Source organism: Rhizobium sp. 11_C7_N12_5 (genome assembly GCF_051811145.1).
Classification (GTDB): Bacteria; Pseudomonadota; Alphaproteobacteria; order Rhizobiales; family Rhizobiaceae; genus Rhizobium; species Rhizobium lusitanum.
The window spans coordinates 2174076-2193967 of record NZ_JBPWPY010000002.1 but is presented as its reverse complement, the minus strand read 5'-3'; the positions used below and the strand labels follow the sequence as shown (position 1 = coordinate 2193967).

General features: G+C 62.4%; 16 protein-coding genes. 3 read left to right on the top strand and 13 right to left on the bottom strand.

Annotation, left to right across the window (positions count from 1 at the left end; genetic code table 11):
- Positions 1-61 precede the first annotated feature (61 nt).
- Genes AB8B29_RS29235 through AB8B29_RS29220 form a run of 4 tightly spaced genes read right to left on the bottom strand, consistent with a single transcriptional unit; the run spans position 62 to position 3674 of the window.
- The gene (locus AB8B29_RS29235) at positions 62-646 is read right to left on the bottom strand and encodes an amino acid synthesis family protein (RefSeq protein WP_092575458.1); all 585 of its coding nucleotides are present in this window, start codon (positions 644-646) and stop codon (positions 62-64) included.
- Positions 643-1227, bottom strand: coding sequence for an amino acid synthesis family protein (locus AB8B29_RS29230; protein WP_037197101.1), 585 nt, complete (start codon positions 1225-1227; stop codon positions 643-645). Before AB8B29_RS29230 ends, AB8B29_RS29235 begins: the two co-directional genes overlap by 4 nt.
- Positions 1220-2161: a UPF0280 family protein gene (locus AB8B29_RS29225; protein ID WP_092575462.1), complete on the bottom strand. Its 942-nt coding sequence runs from the start codon at positions 2159-2161 to the stop codon at positions 1220-1222. The genes AB8B29_RS29230 and AB8B29_RS29225 overlap by 8 nt, the downstream gene beginning before the upstream one ends.
- 19 nt (positions 2162-2180) lie before the next feature.
- Complete coding sequence (locus AB8B29_RS29220) at positions 2181-3674, bottom strand: 6-hydroxynicotinate reductase (protein ID WP_092575465.1); 1494 nt, start codon at positions 3672-3674, stop codon at positions 2181-2183.
- Positions 3675-4037: 363 nt separating this feature from the next.
- Between AB8B29_RS29220 and AB8B29_RS29215 the strand changes: the two genes are divergently transcribed.
- Together AB8B29_RS29215 and AB8B29_RS29210 are read left to right on the top strand one after the other, a co-directional pair.
- Complete coding sequence (locus tag AB8B29_RS29215) at positions 4038-4484, top strand: MarR family winged helix-turn-helix transcriptional regulator (protein WP_047552745.1); 447 nt, start codon at positions 4038-4040, stop codon at positions 4482-4484.
- Between the two features lie 140 nt (positions 4485-4624).
- On the top strand, positions 4625-5467 hold the full coding sequence (locus AB8B29_RS29210; RefSeq protein ID WP_092575468.1) for a ferredoxin--NADP reductase: 843 nt from the start codon (positions 4625-4627) through the stop codon (positions 5465-5467).
- Positions 5468-5517: 50 nt separating this feature from the next.
- Here the strand turns inward: AB8B29_RS29210 and AB8B29_RS29205 are convergent, their stop codons facing one another.
- The 9 genes from AB8B29_RS29205 to AB8B29_RS29165 form a co-directional block, all read right to left on the bottom strand.
- The gene (locus AB8B29_RS29205; protein ID WP_037197092.1) at positions 5518-6114 is read right to left on the bottom strand and encodes a cysteine hydrolase family protein; all 597 of its coding nucleotides are present in this window, start codon (positions 6112-6114) and stop codon (positions 5518-5520) included.
- Positions 6115-6116: 2 nt separating this feature from the next.
- A complete protein-coding gene (locus tag AB8B29_RS29200) occupies positions 6117-7178 on the bottom strand; it encodes an ABC transporter ATP-binding protein (protein WP_037197091.1) in 1062 nt (353 codons plus the stop codon).
- Positions 7165-7944 carry an ABC transporter permease gene (locus AB8B29_RS29195; RefSeq protein ID WP_037197090.1) on the bottom strand — a complete coding sequence of 260 codons (780 nt, stop codon included), beginning with the start codon at positions 7942-7944 and terminating at the stop codon, positions 7165-7167. Before AB8B29_RS29195 ends, AB8B29_RS29200 begins: the two co-directional genes overlap by 14 nt.
- Positions 7941-8861: an ABC transporter permease gene (locus tag AB8B29_RS29190; RefSeq protein ID WP_080760437.1), complete on the bottom strand. Its 921-nt coding sequence runs from the start codon at positions 8859-8861 to the stop codon at positions 7941-7943. The genes AB8B29_RS29195 and AB8B29_RS29190 overlap by 4 nt, the downstream gene beginning before the upstream one ends.
- Positions 8851-9924 carry an ABC transporter substrate-binding protein gene (locus tag AB8B29_RS29185; RefSeq protein WP_047639121.1) on the bottom strand — a complete coding sequence of 358 codons (1074 nt, stop codon included), beginning with the start codon at positions 9922-9924 and terminating at the stop codon, positions 8851-8853. Before AB8B29_RS29185 ends, AB8B29_RS29190 begins: the two co-directional genes overlap by 11 nt.
- A gap of 324 nt (positions 9925-10248) precedes the next feature.
- The gene (locus AB8B29_RS29180; RefSeq protein WP_092575472.1) at positions 10249-12483 is read right to left on the bottom strand and encodes an MGH1-like glycoside hydrolase domain-containing protein; all 2235 of its coding nucleotides are present in this window, start codon (positions 12481-12483) and stop codon (positions 10249-10251) included.
- A gap of 5 nt (positions 12484-12488) precedes the next feature.
- A complete protein-coding gene (locus AB8B29_RS29175) occupies positions 12489-15155 on the bottom strand; it encodes a hypothetical protein (RefSeq protein ID WP_092575571.1) in 2667 nt (888 codons plus the stop codon).
- Between the two features lie 38 nt (positions 15156-15193).
- Positions 15194-18751 carry a molybdopterin cofactor-binding domain-containing protein gene (locus AB8B29_RS29170; RefSeq protein WP_092575476.1) on the bottom strand — a complete coding sequence of 1186 codons (3558 nt, stop codon included), beginning with the start codon at positions 18749-18751 and terminating at the stop codon, positions 15194-15196.
- Positions 18748-19254 carry a (2Fe-2S)-binding protein gene (locus AB8B29_RS29165; RefSeq protein WP_037197086.1) on the bottom strand — a complete coding sequence of 169 codons (507 nt, stop codon included), beginning with the start codon at positions 19252-19254 and terminating at the stop codon, positions 18748-18750. The genes AB8B29_RS29170 and AB8B29_RS29165 overlap by 4 nt, the downstream gene beginning before the upstream one ends.
- Positions 19255-19539: 285 nt before the next feature.
- On the opposite strand from AB8B29_RS29165, the gene AB8B29_RS29160 reads away from it, so the two are divergent.
- Positions 19540-19731 (top strand): GMC family oxidoreductase, encoded by a 192-nt coding sequence (locus tag AB8B29_RS29160; RefSeq protein ID WP_245297570.1) that lies wholly within the window; start codon positions 19540-19542, stop codon positions 19729-19731.
- Positions 19732-19892: the final 161 nt, after the last annotated feature.

The window sequence follows — 19892 nt, the reverse complement described above, 5'->3', positions numbered from 1 at the left end:
ACAAATGAATTTATGGACGAGATCGAACCGCTGTCAAGCGGCGCGATCTTCGAGCATGCCCCTAGCGCAGACCATCCTTGCCTTCGATATCCGACGCCTTCAGCCCACCGACGCGGGCAAGCGGCCGGCCGCTATCGGTAAGGGCGACGGCCACCATGATTTCCGCCGGACGCGGCGCGTCGGCGAGGCTCACCTCCATCCCGTCGAAATGCGACCGCACATAGGCGGCATCCTTGTGCCCGAGCGGAATATCGAGGGGCCGGCCGGGGCCGCCGCGCTTTTTCGAGGAGGGCACAAGTGCGGCGCCTTTTTCCACCGCCTCGCGCAGCGGCTTGCCGAGCGATGGATGCAGCAGGGCGGCCGCATGTTCCAGCTCGCCATCCTCACCGACCAGCGCCGCCTTGCCATAGCTTTCGACCTGCGCCGGCGAAATTCCGAGCACCTCGACGCATTTGCGGCCAAGCAGGCCGCCGAGTTCCGCGCCGATCTCGATCAGCGGCGTCAGATCCTCGACATAACGGCCGGCGAAGGGATTGGCGATGACGGCGACCGCAGCAGCCTTGCGCGTGGATGGCGAGATGGTTTGACCCATCTCGGTCAGTGTCTCCTCGACGAAGACGGTGATCTTGCGGATCTCAGCGCTCAACGCAGGCCGTCCTCGCCCTTGATGTCCTCGGCCTTAAGGCCGCCGCTGCGGGCATGGACGCGCGGACCGGTGGTCATGACAAGCACGACCGCCATCTCATTAGCGCGCGGGCCGTCCGGCACGCCGACTTCTATCGAGTCGAAATGGCTTCGCACATAGGAGGCGTTGATATGGGTAACCGGTACGTCGAGCCGCGTGCCGGGCCCGCCGACCTTCTTCGAGGAAGGCACGATCGCCTTGGCGCCGCCGAGCACTTCGCGCATGGCGTAGCCGCCCGGCGCGTGCCAGAGGGCGCCGTGCTCCAGTTCGCCGGCCTGACCGACGATGATGCCCTTGCCGTATCCTTCGACGTCAGCAACATTTCCGCCGAGCGCGGCGACCAGCCGTTTTGCCATATCGAGGCCGAGCGGCTCCAGATCCTTCATGAAACCGGTGATTTCCTCATGATAGCTGCCCGCGAAGGGGTTCTCGATGACCGCGACGATCGCCCCCCGCTTCAGCGGCTTTGCGACGGGCTTGCCGCCTTCGTGATAAATCTCCTCCACGATGGTGAGGAACTTGCGGATCTTGACGTCAGGCATTGGAAAACCGCTCCATGGATTGATCGATTGAAAGAGGTGAGGCTGTAAATGGCCGGGCCGCGGTCGGCATGGCGAGCAGGCCCTGGTTCCTGAGAAAGAGGCCGGCGCGATCGATGAGGCCGAGTGCGATGAAGCGCTCTGCTCTGGCAAGGCCACAGGAAAGTGCCATGTCGATTTCCGCATCGGTCAGGGGGCCGCAGCCGGTGACGACCAGGCGCTCGCCGAGATCGCTGTCGTCGACGACATCGATGGCGCGTGCCCGGCTGATGGCGGCATGGCCGGGGAGATCGACGGCATTGGCAACAATCGTGACCGCCGCGTCGGCCGCCGCCGCATTCGCTGCCAATACGGTCGCCGAGTCGGCAATGCCCATCGACAGGCTGCGTCCGCCGCGTCCGCTGGTGGCGATGCCGCGTGTGGGGCTGGAAGCATGGAGCGCGAAATCGCCGAGCGAAATTCCGTCTTCGCGCGCCATACGGACATGAAACTCCGCGTCACTTTCAAGATGCACGGCAATGTCGCCGCCATTGTTGACATAGGCGCGGGCAGGGCGGTCTTCCTTGTCGAACGCGGCCAACATCGCCGCCAGGATTTCGTCCGCGACGGCACCGGCAACTGCCGCCATCGGCGTGATGAAATGGTCAGCAGCAAACGGCCGGACCGCGGTGACCATGCGTTGGGCAACCGAGCCCTCGGGCATCGGGCCGGCAAGTTCGGCTGCCGTGCGAAGCAGGGGCAGTTCGCTCACCAGTTCGTCAAGGACGGTCTGGAAACGGGCGATGGCAGCAGTGAAGGCACGGGCGCGCCGTTCGGCTTCGTCCTTGCGTTCAGCACTGCCGTCATCGACGCCAATGACGAGGTCGATCGGTCCGTGCTGCAAATGCAGCCGGCCGTTTGGATCGCCATCGAGATATCGGGCAACAGGCCGCGACATGCTATCGCTCCCTTTGTCGTCAGCCGCCCCACCGGAAATTTCTGCTTTCCGTCGGCCAGGGGCCGCGTCCGATCGGTGTGACCCTACGCTCGGCCATTTCCAGCGCCTGCTCGATCGGGATGACGGCGTCCATATGGCCGCCGAGCGCGCGGTAATCATCGAGCCGCATGGTGAATTCGATCGGCGCGACGAGCGCGGGCGTCGGCACGTAGCCGAAGGCATTGCTCGGCATCTGCGTCACATCGGCCATGACGGTGATGCCGCCGCCCGGCCAAACGTAGGCCGGAACGCCGCCGCAGGAAACATGGGTCAGCGCTTCCTTGACGGAGCGCGTCAGGCGGACAGGGTTCGTGGTGACACCAGCCCGTAGGCTGCCGCCGGCACCGCCGATGAACAGGACCGAGGTGAGTGCCGGTTCGCAATTTTCGGCAATGATCTCGACCGATTCCTGCAAGGCTGCGGGAAGAATTGTCTGCAGTTCCGGTCGCAGATTGTCGTCGAGAATATAATAGCCGTACTGCTCGCCGGTGGTCGATACCATCAGCATGCGCATGCCCGGCCAGGCCGTCTTGGGGTCGAAATCGCCGAGGATCGTCAGGGGGTCGGAGATGTTGGTGCCGCCCCAGCCGATGCCGGGCTCGGCGACCTGGAAGTAACGGCCGGGCGTCGAGCGCCGGCCCTTGATGCGAATGCCGGTGGCTGGCACGTCGAGCAGGCGTCCCGCCTGGTGTTCGGAGAGCACGCCGGTGATATGGTCGTCGACAACGACCACCTCATCGACATGGCCCATCCACTGCTTGGCGAACATGCCAATGGTCGCCGAGCCGCAGCCGACGCGCATGCGGCTTTCCTCGACGTCGTTGATAACGGGAGCAGCGCCTGCCTTGATGGTCAGGCTGACCCCGCCGTCGACCTGCATGTCGACGGCTTCGCCATTACAGAGCTTCAAGAGCGCGTCGCAGGTAACGCGGCCTTCCTTCTTCGAACCGCCGGTCAGGTGGTGCACACCGCCGAGCGACAGCATCTGCGAGCCGTATTCGCCTGTTGTGACGTGACCGATGGCTTCGCCGTCGACCAACACGGTTGCGGCTTCGGGGCCGAGAAAGCGGTCGGTGTCGATCTTCACCTTGGCGCCGCAATAGCTGAAGATGCCTTCGGTGACGACGGTCACCATGTCGACGCCGCTTTCCTGCTGCGACACGATGAAGGGTGCCGGCTTATAATCGGGATAGGTCGTTCCGGCGCCGACGGCGGTGATGAAGCTTCTGGTGGCGTGGACGATATCGCCGTCCCATTCGCTCTCGCCCGGCTGGGCCAGGAACGGCACGACATTGCCGCCTTCGGAAATGGTGTTCTCGATGATCGTCAGCGGATCGACGCGGATCAGCTCGCCGCCGACATTGGCATAGCGATCGCAGGCGCCGGACCGGCCGTCGGAGATGTAGCACATGACGGGACAGGCATCGCAGCGTATCTTGCCGTTTGCGACGCTTTCCACGCGTTGCTTGACCATGGCACTCTCCTTTTAACACGGCCGCTTGTCCGGTGGTGCTGCCATTAGCCCATGGACGGATATTTGACCGTCATTGTTCCCAATTTTTCATTTGTATGCGAATGAGTATCAGCCGGTCTTTCCGTCCTGTCAAGCGACGGTGGGGAGCCCTGGCAAAAATGCGGCCGTCGGCCTGGATGGACTTTGCCGCCGCCTGCGACCAGCCCTGTTATCGGTCGGGCTATGGCGTTGACAAATATGGTGTTCAAAGTAGAGGCTTGGGACCTCGAGCGTTTACATCAACCGACAATGACGCTCTAATCTTTTGAATCTGGAACAGCTTATCCACATCGCAACCATATGCGCAGATCCGGGGCGGGACAAATGCAGAAATCTCATGAAGACAGACAATCCGCCGCACCCGCATACCATGTCGATCGGCAGGTCGGGTTCTTTCTCCGGCAGGCGAACCAGCGGCATGTCGCGATCTTCGCCAATGCCATCGGCGACAAGTTGACGACGACGCAATGGTCGGCGCTTTCGAAGCTTAAGGAAATCCAACCCTGCTCGCAGAACCAGCTCGGGCGCGAAACGGCGATGGATGTCGCGACCGTCAAAGGGGTCGTAGACCGCCTGGTGAAGCGCGGTTTCGTTGCCACCGCGCCGGACCAAAATGATGGGCGCCGGGTCGTCCTGTCGCTGACCGAAGATGGCCTCGCGGTCATCGCCGCGAATGTCGGCGCGGCGGTCGCGGCGACCGAGGAGACATTGGCGCCGCTGACCTCCGGCGAGCGGATGATGTTCCTCGAACTGCTGCAGAAAATCTGCTGAGCGGCTGCCGTCAAACCCTCGATTCCATCCTTACGTCTTCGATTATGACAAAACATCGCGTTCTCGGTGGAAGGAATGGATTGCGCGATAAAATTCATTCGTGTACAAATGAAATAAATAAATAAGACGAGGGAAAACGGATGAGCTTGTCAGCGGAAGAAGCAGTCATCACCGACAGTCAGCAGGCGAGTACCGCGCCGGCCTTTCCGGTGCCCGCCAATGTCTTTGTGCAGACGGTGACCGAGGTACGGCATTTCACCGACCGGCTCTTCAAGTTCCGCATCACGCGCCCGGCGGAATTCCGTTTCCGTTCCGGCGAATTCATCATGATCGGCCTGCCGAATGCCGAGCGTCCTGTTTTCCGTGCCTACTCGATCGCCAGCCCCTTCTGGGACGAGGAGATCGAATTCTATTCCATCAAGGTTCCGGGCGGCCCGCTGACGGAGCATCTGCAGAAGATCGTGCCCGGCGACACCGTGCTGATGCGCAAGAAGCCGACCGGCACGCTGGTGCTCGACGCGCTGATCCCAGGCAAGCGGCTCTACCTCCTGTCGACCGGTACCGGTGTCGCGCCTTTCGCAAGCCTGATCCGCGATCCGGAGACCTACGAGAAATTCGAGGAGATTGTTCTCGTCCAGACCTGCCGGGACGTAGACGAACTCACTTACATCACGGAGATGGTCGAGGCGCTGAAGGACGATCCGCTGATCGGCGAACTCGTCGGCGATCGCCTTCGTCTGCATACGACAACGACGCGTGAGCCCTTTGCGCGCATGGGCCGCATCACCGACCTTCTGACCAGCGGCGAATTCTTCGAACAGACTGGCCTGCCGCGCATCAATCCGGACGAGGATCGCGGCATGATCTGCGGCTCGGCGGCGATGCTGAAGGATACCAAGGCTGTTCTGGAATCCTTCGGTCTCGTTGAAGGCGCCAACAATGCCCCGGCCACCTTCGTCATCGAGCGCGCCTTCGTCGGCTGAGCGCATCGATCAGGCTCGAAACCGTAGAAGCGGTTTCGAGTATTTCCTATTCAAGCGTGGGATGCGGCAGTGACCAGCTCGGCCGTGGTCCGAAATTCGACCTGCTCGGGCATGCGCGACAATATATGTTCGAGGGTTGCCGCATGTGACAGCGGCGTCGAACTGCCGATCGCATCACTCGCGACGATGACATGAAAGCCGGCATCGATCGCGTGAAACAGGCTCGCCAGAACGCAGACATCCGTCTCCACGCCGCTGAAAATTAGCGTATCGACACCCTCTGCGATCATCCGCTCATGAAAACCCGGCGCGCCGAAAATGGAATAGGTGGTCTTCTCGATCACGTTCCGAGGCTCAGCCAAGGCCGCGAGCGGGGCGACCAGATCCTGCATCGCCGGATCCATCGTTCCCGTCGTCAGCATCGACCAGCGCTCGTAATAGGTTCGCCACCGCCCCGTTGCGTGGCTTGGTGCGGCAGGCACCATGAATTTGGCAAACAGCGTCCGGTCGGCAAAGGCGTGCGTCAGATCAAGCACGTTCGGTAGGATCTCGGTCACCGCCGGCGTGTGCCAGACCGTTTCTTCGGCAAAAAGCCGCTGCATGTCGATGACGATATGGCGGGAATTGGTGAGCGACGGCGCTGTCATCTTCAATCCTCGACGGCAATGGTGTGGTCCGGCGACCAGGCGAGGGTCACGTCCGTTCCGCTTGCGAGCACGGTGCCATCGCGATTTTGCGCGAAGAGTTTCAGCGAAGTTCCATCCGGCGTTACCAGCACATAGGTGAGCGCCGGGCCGGCATAGATCACAGTCTCGATGCGAGCCGCCAAGGCGTTGAGGCCCGCTTCGGGCGATGTACCTGCTGGGAGGATCGACATCTTTTCCGGCCGCACGGCGAGCGTCGCGCTGTTGCCTGTGGACGAAAGCGGGCCATGGCAGCGCACCAGCGTGCCATCCGCAAGCCTGACACCACCATTGGCAATCGTGCCGTTCAGAAAATTGGAATCGCCGAGGAACTGCGCTGCAAAGCGCGTTTTCGGGCGCTCATAGACCTCCGCAGGAGCGCCGATCTGGACAATACGACCACGATCGAGGATCGCGACCTTGTCGGAGAGCGTCAGCGCCTCTTCCTGGTCATGGGTGACGAAGATCGTTGTCAACCCGGTCTCGCGCTGGATGCGAAGCAGTTCGACCTGCATCTCCTGCCGCAGTCGCCGGTCGAGCGCCGAGAGCGGTTCATCCAGCAGCAGGACGCTCGGCTTGATGACCATGGCACGGGCAAGCGCCACGCGTTGCTGCTGCCCGCCGGAGAGCTGCTTCGGTTTGCGATCGCCGAAGCCCGGCAGGCGTACCATTTCCAGGGCGCGATCGACCTGTTGCCTGGCCTCCGCACCGCGAATACCGCGCCGCGCCAGGCCGAAGGCGACGTTTTCGGCGACCGTCATATGCGGGAACAACGCATAGGACTGGAAGACCATGCCGATATTGCGCGCCCAGACCGGTGTCTCTGTCACGTCCTGGCCGCCGATCGCGACCTTGCCGCTGTCGGGTGTGATGAAGCCGGCGATGATGCGCAGAAGCGTCGTCTTGCCGGAGCCGGAGGGACCGAGCAGGCTGGTGAAGGATCCTTCCGTGAAATCCGTCGAGATGTCGGCCAGCACCGGTGTCCGGCCGTAGGTCTTGGCGACCGATGATACTTCAACGTTTGTCACTGACGCCTCCGGGCCTGGCAAAGATCGCAAAGACGAGGATGGCGGCCATCGAACCGATCAAGAGGATCGTCGAGATGGCGTTGATCTCTGGCGTGAAGCCCTTGCGGATCGCCGAATAGATTTGCACCGGCAAGGTGGTGAAGCCGGGCGTTGCGAGGAAATAGGAAATGACGAATTGGTCGAGCGAAACGGCGAAAGCAAAGAGGGCCGCGCCAAGGATGCTCGGGGCGAGAAGCGGCAGCGTCACCGAAAAGAATGCATGGATCGGTGTCGAACCCAGGCTCATGGCCGCCTCTTCAAGATCGGCCCGGATCGTCTGGAAGCCGGTTCCGACGACGAGAACCACGTAGGGAATGGCGAGCGCCACATGGCCGATCAGCAGTGCATGCATGCCGCGTCCGATACCGGTCCAGAAGAAGAAGACGAGCATGGCCGTTCCGGTGATCAGCCAGGGAATGGCGATCGGCGGCAGCAGCATGAGCTGTAACAGCGTTTTCCCCTTGAATGTTCGCCGGGCAAGCGCCACCGAGGCCATCGTTCCGAGGATTGTCGAGACGACAGCGGTGATGACGGCAATGACGATGCTGTTGATCCCGGCTGAAATCAGCTGGTCGTTGCCTGCAAGAGCCACATACCATTTGGTCGAGAAGTGAAACGGCAGCTCATAGAGCGAGGACTCGTTGAAGCCCATAGCCATCATCACCACGATCGGCAGATAGAGGAAGACCAGGATGGCAGCGAGATAGAAGCGCGCAAGACCGATCATGCGACGGCCCCGCTGCCGCGCCGAAGCACGCCCGAAAACGTCGCGAAGATCGCAAGCACGACGGCGAGCATCGTGAAGGATAGTGCTGCACCCAGCGGCCAGTTGAAGGCTTGGGTGAACTGGTCCTCGATGACCGTACCCATGGTGACGCCGACACGGCCGCCAAGAATGCGCGGCTCCATGAAGGAGCCCAGCACCGGCACGAAAGTCAGCACGGCGCCGGAGATCAGGCCGGGTGCCGCCATCGGTATGAGGATGCGGAAGAGGATCGTCCACCAGCGGGCGCCGAGGCTTGCGGCGGCCTCGATGATCGCATCGTCGATCGTGACCAGTGCTATGTAGCAGGTCAGGATCATGTAGGGCAGATAACCGTGCACGAGGCCGACCACGATTGCCGATCTGGTGTAGAGAAAGCCGATCGAACCGGCTCCCGGCCAGACCCAGTGCAGCACATCGTCGAGAAAGCCGCCTTCGCGCAGCACCATCGTCCAGGAGAAGATGCGCACGAGACCATTCGTCCAGAACGGCAGCAGGATGAGGATCAGCAGGGTTTCGCGCGTACGGCCGATGGTGGCGCGCGCCAGCGCCAGCGCCGCGAAGAAACCAAGGACAGCACAGGCAAATGTCGTCCAGAAACCCATCAGCAGCGACGTCCAGGCGATGCCCAGGAGATAGGGCTGTGTGGAGAAGACCTGGTATTGCCTGAGCGTGAAGACGATGGGGGCCTTGCCCATCGGTGTCGCATTCATGAAGCTGAACACGAACATCGTGCAAAGCGGCAGGAGAACCGCGATGAAGAGCCATCCATAGGTGGGCAGCAGCAGCACCAGCGTCGCGAGCCAACCGGGGATGCCTGGCCGGGCGCGCGAACCTTCCGGTCCGCGCGTCGTCGATGCAGAAACTGCCTCAGGCTGCATAGAAGGCTTTCACTTCCTGCCAGAGGTTATTGAAAGCTTCGCGGCGATCGTCGGGCAGGGCCGACTGAATCGTCATCGTCTTCAGATATTCCGGCTTGTGGATCACCCGGTTGAGATCGTCGGCCGGCAGTTTTTCCATGGCGGCAGCATTGGCCGAAGCCGGCGCCCCGACCTTGGTTGCCCATTGGAAATAGAAGTCAGGGTCGATCATGTAGTTGATGAAGGCAAGGCCAGCATCCGGATTGGTGCTCGTCGCCGGGACAGACAGGCTGTCCAGCCAGCCGATGCCGCCTTCCTTCGGAACCACGAATTCGACCGGCAGCTTGCTGTTGCGCTTGGAGCGGACGGCCGCACCCGACCAGAAGATCGAAAGGTCGAATTCCTTGGCGGCGAATGCCTTGTTCCATTCGTCTTCGCTCGACCAGAGCAGCTTGATGTTCGGCTTGAATGCCTTCAGCTTCTCGGTGACGACGGCGAGGTCCTTCGGATTGTTCATGTCCTGGCCGGACAACAGTGCGCCGATCGCAACGCCGGTGACGGCATCGTCGAACAGGGCGACTCGGCCCTTATGGGCGGGATCGCCAAGCGCTGCATAGCTGTCCGGCTTGGGCGACCCCTCGGTGATGGCAAGCGAAGTGATGCCCCAGACCCAGGAGACGCCGTTGGTCTTGCCGTCAAGCTGGAGGTTCGCATGGTTCTTCAGTTCGGGCGACAGGCCCGTTGCATTCGGCACCTTGGAGAAGTCGATGGGAGAGATGAGACCTTCGCTCGCCGCTTGCTGCGAACGGGCGCTGTTGATCAGCACCACATCGTAGACGCCGGGATTGGTCCTGAGCTTCGTCAGCATTTCCGGCTCAGAGCTGAAATAGTCGTGAACGACCTCGATGCCGGTCTTTTCGGTGAAGGCTTTGAGAGCCCAGGCTTCGTCGGTGCCGTAGCCCTGCCAGTTGAGAACGGTGATCTTGGTGGCGGCGCGCGCCTGGCGCGACAACAGGGACGATGTGGCGGCGGCGAGGGCGCCGGCGCCGATCAGGCCCAGAGTTTGACGTCGTGTGGTGTTCATCCTGATGTTCCCCTTTTGTCTGATTTTTGGTCCATTTACCGATGGTGGTGAAGGCTTCGTCTTGCTCGCAGTCCTAGCGGATATCGAAATGGATACGTATCAGTGAAGTGGAAATCGCCGGCTTTCTCGGAACGCGGCCTATTTCCGTATAGTTTCTTGAGCGAAAGAATACATCCCGGAATTGATCGCCAATTCCAAGGTTTTCGCATCTGGCGCGAAATAAGTTCTTCGGTCGTTCCCTATTCTTTTTTGTTTGTACACAAACGATTAATGCGGAGATATTGTCTTGTCAAGCACGGGCAACGAGTTGATGTGATCTAGGCTTCATTTTACTTGCCGGCGATGCCATAGGTGAAATTCCCGGGTCTTGTCCGCTGTGGGAAGAGCAACGACAATACCGATGTCGGCCGCGCGCCATTGGGCATCCATCTCGCCAAGTTTCACCGCCACGACCTCGCCTGCATCGATCCCGACGAGATGCAGTTCCGCCGCACTCTGCGATGCGCTTTCGATGCGGCAGGAAATGTAGCCATCCCCGACGACGAGATGGGTGAACCGCCCAAGATTATTTGTCGACAGGAACGGCACACCATCGCGCGTCACCGTCAGCACGCCGTTTTCCGAGCTGACATGGATACGTCCTGCGGGTGACAACAGCGGACCGAAATTTGCGTCAGCACCGTTGTTGCAAAGGCTCCAGCCGTTCCATGGGTCGAAGCCGCAGAGCTCCTCGACCACCATCAAGGGAAGCAGCGCCGCCCAGATGTAGAAAGGATCGGTATCGCCCTGGTCCATCGCCTCGCCGGTCGTGGCATTGTAGTTCTCGGCGGCGATGCGTCGGTCCCGCCAGGACTGCATGAAGAGATCATAGCTTTGCTTCGCCAGATGGCTGGCCTCGGCATCGAAGCGATAACGCTTGAGCCCAAGCCATACCATGAAGTTGACATTCGGCCAGATGCGGCCGCGCCAATAGACGTTTTCGGCAAAGGCCGGATCGTTGCGCGTGGCATTCGGCAGCACGAAGGCACCGCCGAAGGTCGCGGGATCTGCAAGATATGCCAGGAGGTGCGAGGCCTGTTCAGCGTTCGCCGCGCCGCACATCAGGGGATAGAAACTTGTCGGCGACAGCGAGCGGACGAAGCCGCCCTTGCGCTGGCGATTGGCGAAGATGCCGCGATCGGCATCCCAGAGATGCTCTCGGATCAATCGCCGGCTCCGGTCTGCGAGTGCCGCGAACTCATCGGCCTCTTCGGCGCGGCCGAGAAGGGCGGCCATGTGCGACAACATTTCCGCGTCGAGCGCCAGGGCGCAGTTCAATCCGAGATCGTAGGTCGAGAGGGTTCGGGTGACGGGATCGTAGACGGCCTCGTCATGCGTCGCGGAATTGTCCATTCCAGTCTCGTTGCGGGCGCCGAAAATCGTCCCTTTATAGAGCCCTTCACCGACATCGCTGGTGCCGCAGGAGATAAGTCCGAAATCATCGGGATCGCGATGGCTTCGCCACCAGCGCTGATTTCTCGCGAGCGCCTCATAGCTCGCCTCGATCATCGAGCGCTCGCCATTTCTCAGATACAGCAGCCAGGCAACAAGGCTGCCATGCGGCGGCTGGCTGCGGTCGACCCAGGCGTCGTTCGAGGTGACGATGCAGGCGATATTGCCCTGCGGTGTGGCGCCGGCGAGCGCCGCAGCCATGTTCTCGCGGGCGATATCGGTGTCGAAAACACCGGCCAGCAAGGCCGCGAATGTCTGATCATTGTACCAGACGGCGAACTCGCCGAGGTTCCAGATCCGGGTGACGGCGGTGTAGGGGCGATGGTTGACCTTGTCCCAGATCGTGTTCCAGCCGACGACATCGCGCACGGCATCGAGCGCGCCGGCAAATTGTCCGTCATGCAGAGAAGGCGCCGGTCGGGAGGCCGCTTCGAGGCAGGCGCGCGCATTCAGGACCGCCAGGTCCTCGCTGTCGGCGACCGCAGCGGCGTAGGCGCCTTCGCGCATCATTTCCATGTTGAAGCGAAGACCGAGTACCGGTGCGCTGTCGCTGCGGGTCGCGGTATAGAAATAGCCGTTGGTCTCGAAGTCGGCGCGCAGGGCATCGATGCTGTCGTGACCTGTCACCTGGATTGCCGGTGCGCGGGTGACGATGGCCGCGAAGCGGCGGTCGATCTTGATGATGGCGGCGCCCTTTTCCGCGTCGTAGCGAACCACTTCGCCGCCATCGGACGATATGGCCAGCGTCAACCAGAACCGCGTCCCCCACTCACCGAGCTGAGGCGCTTCCCATTGTCCCCGGACGGCGAAAGGATCCGACGCACTCGCCTGAAACCGTATCGACGTTCCGCCAAGCTCCGTTTCGAGCTCGATCAGACTATTGTCGATCGTGTGGCGGCCGAAACGGACGGGATCGTGGCGCGGTTCGATGGCGCTCGCCCGTCGCGCGCGGGTCGAATAGAGCACCGGCGTAATGCGCAGGCCAAGCGGAAGGAAGGTCAATTCCGCCGGGCGGGACGACCAGCTGTTCCAGGCGCGGGCAAGTGGGATCGTGACATGGCCGGGCATTACATTCATTCCTTCACACTGAACGGGTCGTAGAAGAGCAGCCTCGGCGCTGCCGTCAAGCCGCTTTCATCGGGCCAGACCGAGCCGGCATAGGGCGTTCCGGCATAATAGCGATTGGCAGCCGTGTTGCTGACCGCAAGTTCAAGATCGTGCGGCCCCGCGGACAGGCAGCCGAGAGCAATCCGAAAGGGCGGAAAGCAGCGCATGCCAGCATCACGCCCATCGATGCGAACCGTGACGGCCGTCGCCACCGAGGGGAGATCCAGGATAATATCGGCGGCGGCGTCGAGATCGAATGTAAGGCGATAGAGGCCGATGCCGGAGAAATTCGCAAAACCCTGCACCTGCCAGCCTTCATCGACATTGATCGCGAGGGCATCGCCGCCTTCCGATGTCCTGAACGTCCAGCCGCGATCGAGAGCCACCGCACGCGATGGATTCGGTTGTTTGAACAGGGGCGCGATTGCTCCGGATGCTGCCGGACTTTCGCGTAGGCGAAGACACACGAGTTGTTGCGGCTCGAGGGTGATGCTCAAGGATGTTGCCGTTGCGATCGGCGTGTGCGTCCCCTTAACCGCGTCCCAGATTTCGTATTCCATGCCAGCGCCAAGCGATATCAGCAGGTCGTCCGCGTCGTTTCCTTCGTTGAAGAGCACAACGCGCAAAAAATCCTCGCGATCACTCGCGATGTGGCGGCCTATTTTGCCGGAGAAGGATATTGTCGGACCTTGCGCCGGCAACCTGTTCAGCAGTTGGGTGATCATCTGCGCGTCCGGTTCGGTGTCGAGATGGGCTGTCGAGCTGATTGACAAGCTTCCGTCGCATGCGCCTTCCGGAGCGTCGCCCGAAGTCCACAGCTCGCCACCCGCGGCAACAAACTCGCCGAGTATGCGGGTGGTCCGAACGCTCCCGAGAATTCTGACCGCCGGCAGGGCGAGGGCTGCAAAACGGAGACCGTTGACATGCAGCCGCCCGTCACGGATCTCGGCATCTATCAGGCTCTTTTCGTCGATCACCATGTAGTCGCAGCCGTTTTCGGCAAGAGCCTCGCACCATCTGCCGAAATGCCGGGCGTGTGCATGGCGCGGCCCTTCCGCCCATGCCGTGTGGAGCGGGTAGAAGAGTGCAATGGGCGCAAGCGGTGCCGTATCCTCGAGGAAAGCCGAGAGCCGTGCGGTCTCATCAGCAATGGTGGCATGATGCGGCCACCAGGGCTCGAAATTCAGGCCGGGCGCGAAGTCGAAACGCGGATTGACGAACAGCCTGTCGTCATCATCGTCGCCGTCGGTCTGGTAGAGCGCGTGCATCAGCACCTGGCGGGCGCCTAGCAGATGCAGCCGTATCGATTGCGCGCGCAGCGTTGCTGGCGTCAGCTCCCATTGCCCGGCACCGCGTCGCTCGGTGCGGGTGGCGGTCGTGTAGAGTTCGACGATCGTCCGCGAACGTCCGTGGGCGCGAGCAACGGAGTCGCCGAGCTTCGGCGCGAGTTGTGCCGCGAAATTATTGGCATCGACGGCAGTCTCGTCACGCAATGCGTCGAGGCCGAAAAAGTCGACAGCAGGGGTGACCCGCGGGTCGATCGAGGAGAAGCCGCCATTGAGCGCGAAGCTGCCGACATGTGGCAGGATCTCATGTCCGGTCAGGGACAGGCCATGCCTTCGCGCAAACGCCTTCAGCGGCTGGAAAAAGCCATCATACATTAGCCGGGTATAGGTTCCGTAGAAGAGACAGCGCAGCCGTGCGGTCGACGGACCCAGGTCCGTCACCAACGACAGCAACACAGTGCCGAACGCGGTTCCGCTTGCCGTCTCGACCGCGGCTTCCAGCAGCGGCGCATAGAGCGGGCTGTTGCCAAGGTTGCCGGTCTGCTGTCGCCAGCGATAGAAGCCGGGACCCGGCTGGTCGAAGAACAGGAATTCAAGCGGCTTCGGCATCAGTCTGCCGAGCGCATCCGCATAGGGTTGGAGGCCGACGTCCACGAACCGTTGGCCGGCTTCCGGCAGAAGATAGTTGATGAGCCGAGAGGTTAGGCAGCGCGCCGAGGCGAACACCGTCAGCCTCCATCCCTTCGGAATTTGGCCATCGTAAGAGAAGCGGCAGCCCTCGTCTGTCCCCACAATGCGAACCCGATCGCTCACGTCCAGGATCAGGTCCGGAGACGGCGCATCGACGGGATGCAGCAAGGCGGCGACGCGTTGCCAGTCACCGAAGCGCGGCACACCGCCGTCATATAGCCAATCGGCAATATCCGGGCCTAATGCGGCCGCGAATGGCGCCTCGATCCCGTCGATTTCGCCTGTGGGCGTCTCTTCGGCTGCCCAGAAGAGATGCCGTTCGCGCAAGTGGTCCGCGCCTTCGACCGTGCGCCCGCCGGCCTGACCGCTCGTCCAGTTGTAGTCATCGTACAGCCCGGCGGTGAGGCCGAGGTCGCCCATAATCGCGACTGCCTGCGCATAGGCCTGCAGAAAGGCAGGCGAGAGGTAGACCGAGCGCGGGAGTGCAAGGCGCGCCTGGATGAGGATCGTGCCGTAACCCTTGTCGCGAAAGTCCGTCAGTTGCGCCCTCATCTCGTCTGGAGACGGCAGACTGTGCCAGAACCAGTAGGCGGCTGGACGGAAACGGGATTGCGGAGCTGCAAACCAGTCCGGCGCTGTCTGCTCAGTCCTTTCCATTTTTCCGGCCTCCTCCATCGTGCGCATTCGCTCCCACCTCAATCCATCGGCTGGGCGGCGCGAGCGCGTTCGATGGCGGCACCAAGCTCCTGCCAGGAGGGTCTATCGGGGGCGAAGCGGGCGCGTAGATAGGTGGCGAGGTCGGTCAGTTGGCGATCACTCAGGCTTTCGCCATAAGCCGGCATGGACATGATCTCGGCGGCATCGGCACCTGCCTTCTGGGCGAGCAGCGCCGGAGCTTCCGCCCCGTGCATCATCGTCAGCAGGACATTGTCGGGTCGGTCAGCGTGCAGGTTGCTATTGAAGGTGAGCGATCCGAGCGGTGAAGTTTCGGTGTGACAGGCTGAACAGGCACCCTCGAATAGCCTTGCTCCCACCGGCGCGATGCGTGCCGCCATCGCCTCGGCCGCCTTTGTGGCAGCGAGCGCGGTCGTTTGCTGCGCGGCCGCACCGTCTTCGGTTTGGCCAGAGAAACTTGCCAGATACGTCGCCATGGCCTGGATATCGCTGTCGGGAAGGGGAGCAAGCGCCTTGACGACCGCGCCCATCGGCCCGCCGGCGCTGCCATGGCCCTTGGCGGTGCCGGTGCGCAGATAGTCGTAGAGAGCGGTTTGGCTCCAGCCGACGGGGGCAAGACCGGCACCGTTCAGCGCCGGTGCATTCCAGCCCTCCGCGACACCGCCCGCAAGATGGAACTCGCCCTTCTTCTCGGCGCCGAGCACGTTGCGCGGCGTATGGCAGGCGCCGCAATGGCCGAGGGTTTCGACGAGATAGGCGCCGCGGCTCCAGGCTTCACCTTTCGTTGCGTCCGCCGGCACTGTCATTCCGCCGGGAAAGAGCATGTTCCAGCCGGCCAGCAATGGCCGGATGTTGAAGGGAAAGCGCAAGGCGTTGTCCTTGGTCTTTGTGGCAGAAGGTGCCTGCGTCATCAGGAAGGCATAGAGCGCCTGAAGATCCGCATCGGTGGCACCGGCAAAGGACGGATAGGGATGCACGGGATAGAGATGTTTTCCATCACGGCGCACGCCTTGTCGCATCGCCCGTTCGAAGGCTGGATAGGACCAGGCGCCGATGCCGCTTTTGGCGTCGGGCGTGATGTTCGTGGCATGGATCACGCCAAACGGCGTGTCGAAGGCGCGGCCGCCGGCAAAGGGTGTTCCGTCCGGTCCGGTGTGACAGACATTGCAGGCACCGACCGCCGCCGCCAGCCGTCCGCGTTCGATCGTGGCGGCGCTGTAGGTGCCGGGGTCCGGTCGCGTGATCTCGGGATAGGCCCCGCGCCAGGGCGAGGCGGCGAGAATGCCGCCGGCAAGCACGCCTGCGACGATGCCGCCTGCGCCTGCGAGCGTCGATCCGCGCCGCCACCATGGTTTCTTGACCGGTGTCGGCGGAGCGAGTGCCGGAGGTGTTTCACCAAGGGCTGCTAGCACGCGTTCGGGTGTCAGCGGCAGTTCGCGGAACCGAATGCCGGTGGCGTCGAAGACGGCGTTGACGATGGCTGCAGCCGATGGGACCGACGCGGATTCACCGGCGCCACGCGGTTCTTCGTCCTGCCGCAAAAGCATCAGCACGTCGATCTCAGGCACTTCCGGGAAGGTGATGATCGGATAGCCGCCCCACTCCGCGCTCTCGACCGCGGTGCTGGAGAAATCCACCTTCTCCTTCAGCACGCGGCTGGTGGACTGGATGACATTGCCGTGGATCTGGTGACGCACGCCATCCGGATTGATCATCATGCCGGAATCCTGGCCGACCGTCACGCGCGTGACCGCGATTTCGCCGGTCTTGCGGTTGACGGCGACATCGGCGACCCAGGCCGACCAGGCGGCCGGCGTTCCCGGAAACTTGCCGTGGACATAGAGCGCGTAAGCAAAGCCCCGGCCATAGAGCAGGTCGCCTTCGCCGCCTATCGTTCCCGGCTCAGTGCGCGGCGTCCAGCCGGCGCGCGCGCTCACCGCATGGACCAGATCGACCGCTCTTGGATCCTTCAGGTAGCGCAGCCGGTATTCGATTGGATCGACTTTGGCCGCGAAGGCGAGTTCGTCGATATAGCTTTCATGCGCGAAGCTGTTCGGCATGGCTGAGACGCCGCGAAACCACGACGCCCGCGCGATCGGCGGCATGTCCTGCACGGCGATGCGCATATTGCTGAAAGCATAGGGCGGGATCGCCGTGCGGTCACCCATGTCCGATGTTGCCGCGATGTTCGAGGCTTTGCCGGTCAGGATCAGGGCAAGCGTCGGCGACAGGTTCGACGGATAGCGCGTCTCGAAATCATAGGCCGCCGGCCCGCCTTCGAAATCGAGCCCGCCGCGCACATCGATCACCTGCGCGGCGCCCTTCGGTTCCCAGCCATGCTCCTGTTCGCGGGTGAGCTGCACGCGCACCGGCCGGCCGACTGCGCGCGACAAAAGGGCGGCATCGGCGGTCACGTCGTCAGCGCAATTGCGCCCGTAGCAGCCGGCCGCCTCCAGCCGCTCGACGAGAACAGCCTCTTCCGGCATGTCAAGAAGAAGCGCCAGATCACGGCGCATCGGATATGGGTTTTGCGTTCCGGACCAGACGACCAATCGCTCCGGGCGCCAATCGGCAACGGCGCAGGATGGGCCGATAGAGCCGTGCATCTGATAGGGCCAGACGTAGCTGCGATCAAAACGCGGCGAGGCGCCTTCGAGTGCGCGGTCGACATCGCCCTGATCGGCTAGAATGCGCTTCTTGGCCGGATTGTCGCGCAGCGCCTGCTCGGGATTGTTGAGGTCGGGCAGAAGTGGCGGATCGCGCCATACGACCTCGAGCCGGCGTGCGGCCTCGGCAGCGTTTTCCTCGCGCGTGGCGACGATGCCGACGAAATCGCCGATCGCCACGACGCCGACCAAGCCGGGAATATCCGAGATCGAGGCCTCGTTGACGGAGATCAGGCTATGGCCGACATGCGGGCCATGGTCGAAGCCGACATAGGGCGGGCGGACGACGCGGCCATGCAGCATGTTCGGCACGCGGACATCATGGACATAGGTCCATTGTCCCGTCGCCTTTGCGGCGATGTCGTTGCGTGACTGCGGCTTGCCGACGATCCTGTAGTTTTCTACCCGCTTCAATGGCGCGGTAACGTCGATGGCGATCCGCTCATGGCGCCCGGCGATCAGCTCGCCGAAGGTGATCGACCAATTGGCCGGTGTTTCGGGGTGAATGATGCCTTCTTCGACCGTGAGTGTCTGCGGTGCTTCGCCATATCGAAGGGCAGCTTGTTCGAGAAGCCATTGCCGCGCGGTTGCCGCCGCCTGGCGCAGCGGTATCGCTGTCACCTGTATCGTTTCGCTGGCGATCGTCGCACCCTGATCGGGTGCCGCCGTCGTGCTGCCGAGCACCATCCGGACCCGCTCGAAAGGCAGATCGAGCTCTTCCGCTACGATCTGCGCCAGAGCCGTCCGGATGCCTGTGCCAAGATCGACATGGCCGTTGAAGGCGCTTGCGGTCCCATCGGGATGAAGGGCAAGGAAAATGTCGGGCTGAAGCGCGTCTCCAGGCTTGACCACCAGCAGGATTTCATCCGCTTCGAGATAGCGGGTGCGGGGCGTCTCTTGCAGTGCGGTCATGGCGCATCCTCCGCAATCACCCACAAGGGGAGGGCAGCCATCAGTTCGCTGGCCCGCCGGGCCGCTGCGAGAATCTCGATATGCGTGCCGCAGCGACAGAGGTGGCGGCTGAGGGCTGCGCGAATGGCACTTTCGTCCGGCTGCGCGTCGCGCAGGAGCAGGGCCGTGGTCGCGATAATCATGCCGTTCAGGCAATAGCCGCATTGCGCGGCCTGTTGCTCGATGAAGGCCTGTTGCACCGGATGCGGCTTGTCCTTTGTGCCAAGACCTTCGAGGGTGACGATGGCGCGTCCCTCGGCGGCGGCAACCGATATCGTGCAGGCCCGCACGGCGCGCTTGCCGATCAGCACCGCACAGGCGCCGCATTCGCCGAGGCCGCATCCGAATTTCGGCCCGTTGAGACCGAGATCGTTGCGCAGGATATAGAGGAGAGGCGTTTCGGGAGGCAGGTCGAGCGTGTGGCAGTGCCCATTGACACTAAGAGCGATCGGACGAGTCTTCACCGCAGCTCCCTTCCTGACGCGAAAGCAATGGAAGGGCTCGCCGTTCCCTGCCGTCCCGGAACAATCCCGCCAACCGCAGAGGATGGCAGGACGCCACGCGAAATCGGGCGGTCGCAGCCGCGCGTTGTCAGGATTCTCATAGGCTCTGTTCCCAAGGGTCTTGGCCGCCCTTCGTTTGTATACGAATGATTGCCGCGGGGTGGCCGTCTGTCAATGGGCAAAGCTTGAAAACTGTATGACGGTGATGTCGTGTTATTTTTGGCGCGGTGGAGCAGCCGATCGGGCTTGAACGCCAATTGGGTGCTCCAGCGACCGAACAGCCGGGGCGAGATCATGCTGCGCTTGGCGGACCCGACGGAATATCCGGCGATCGATCCAAAATATTTCATCGCCGATCCCGGCGGGACAGATCTTGTGACCATGATCGTCGGCGTGCGCTCAACCGTGATATCCTCGCCCAATTGCCCTGGTGATTGATGGAGACCGGCGGCACGCCTGTTTGCAGGGTGCCCAGCATGTTGAGCGGCACGAGCTTGTCGGCGGTCGACGACTTCGAGTACAAATGCGAGAGCGCGTCAGCGGAGAGGACAAAGCGCGGGTCGAGTTCCATGACGACGTGATATTGGCTGACTTGCGTA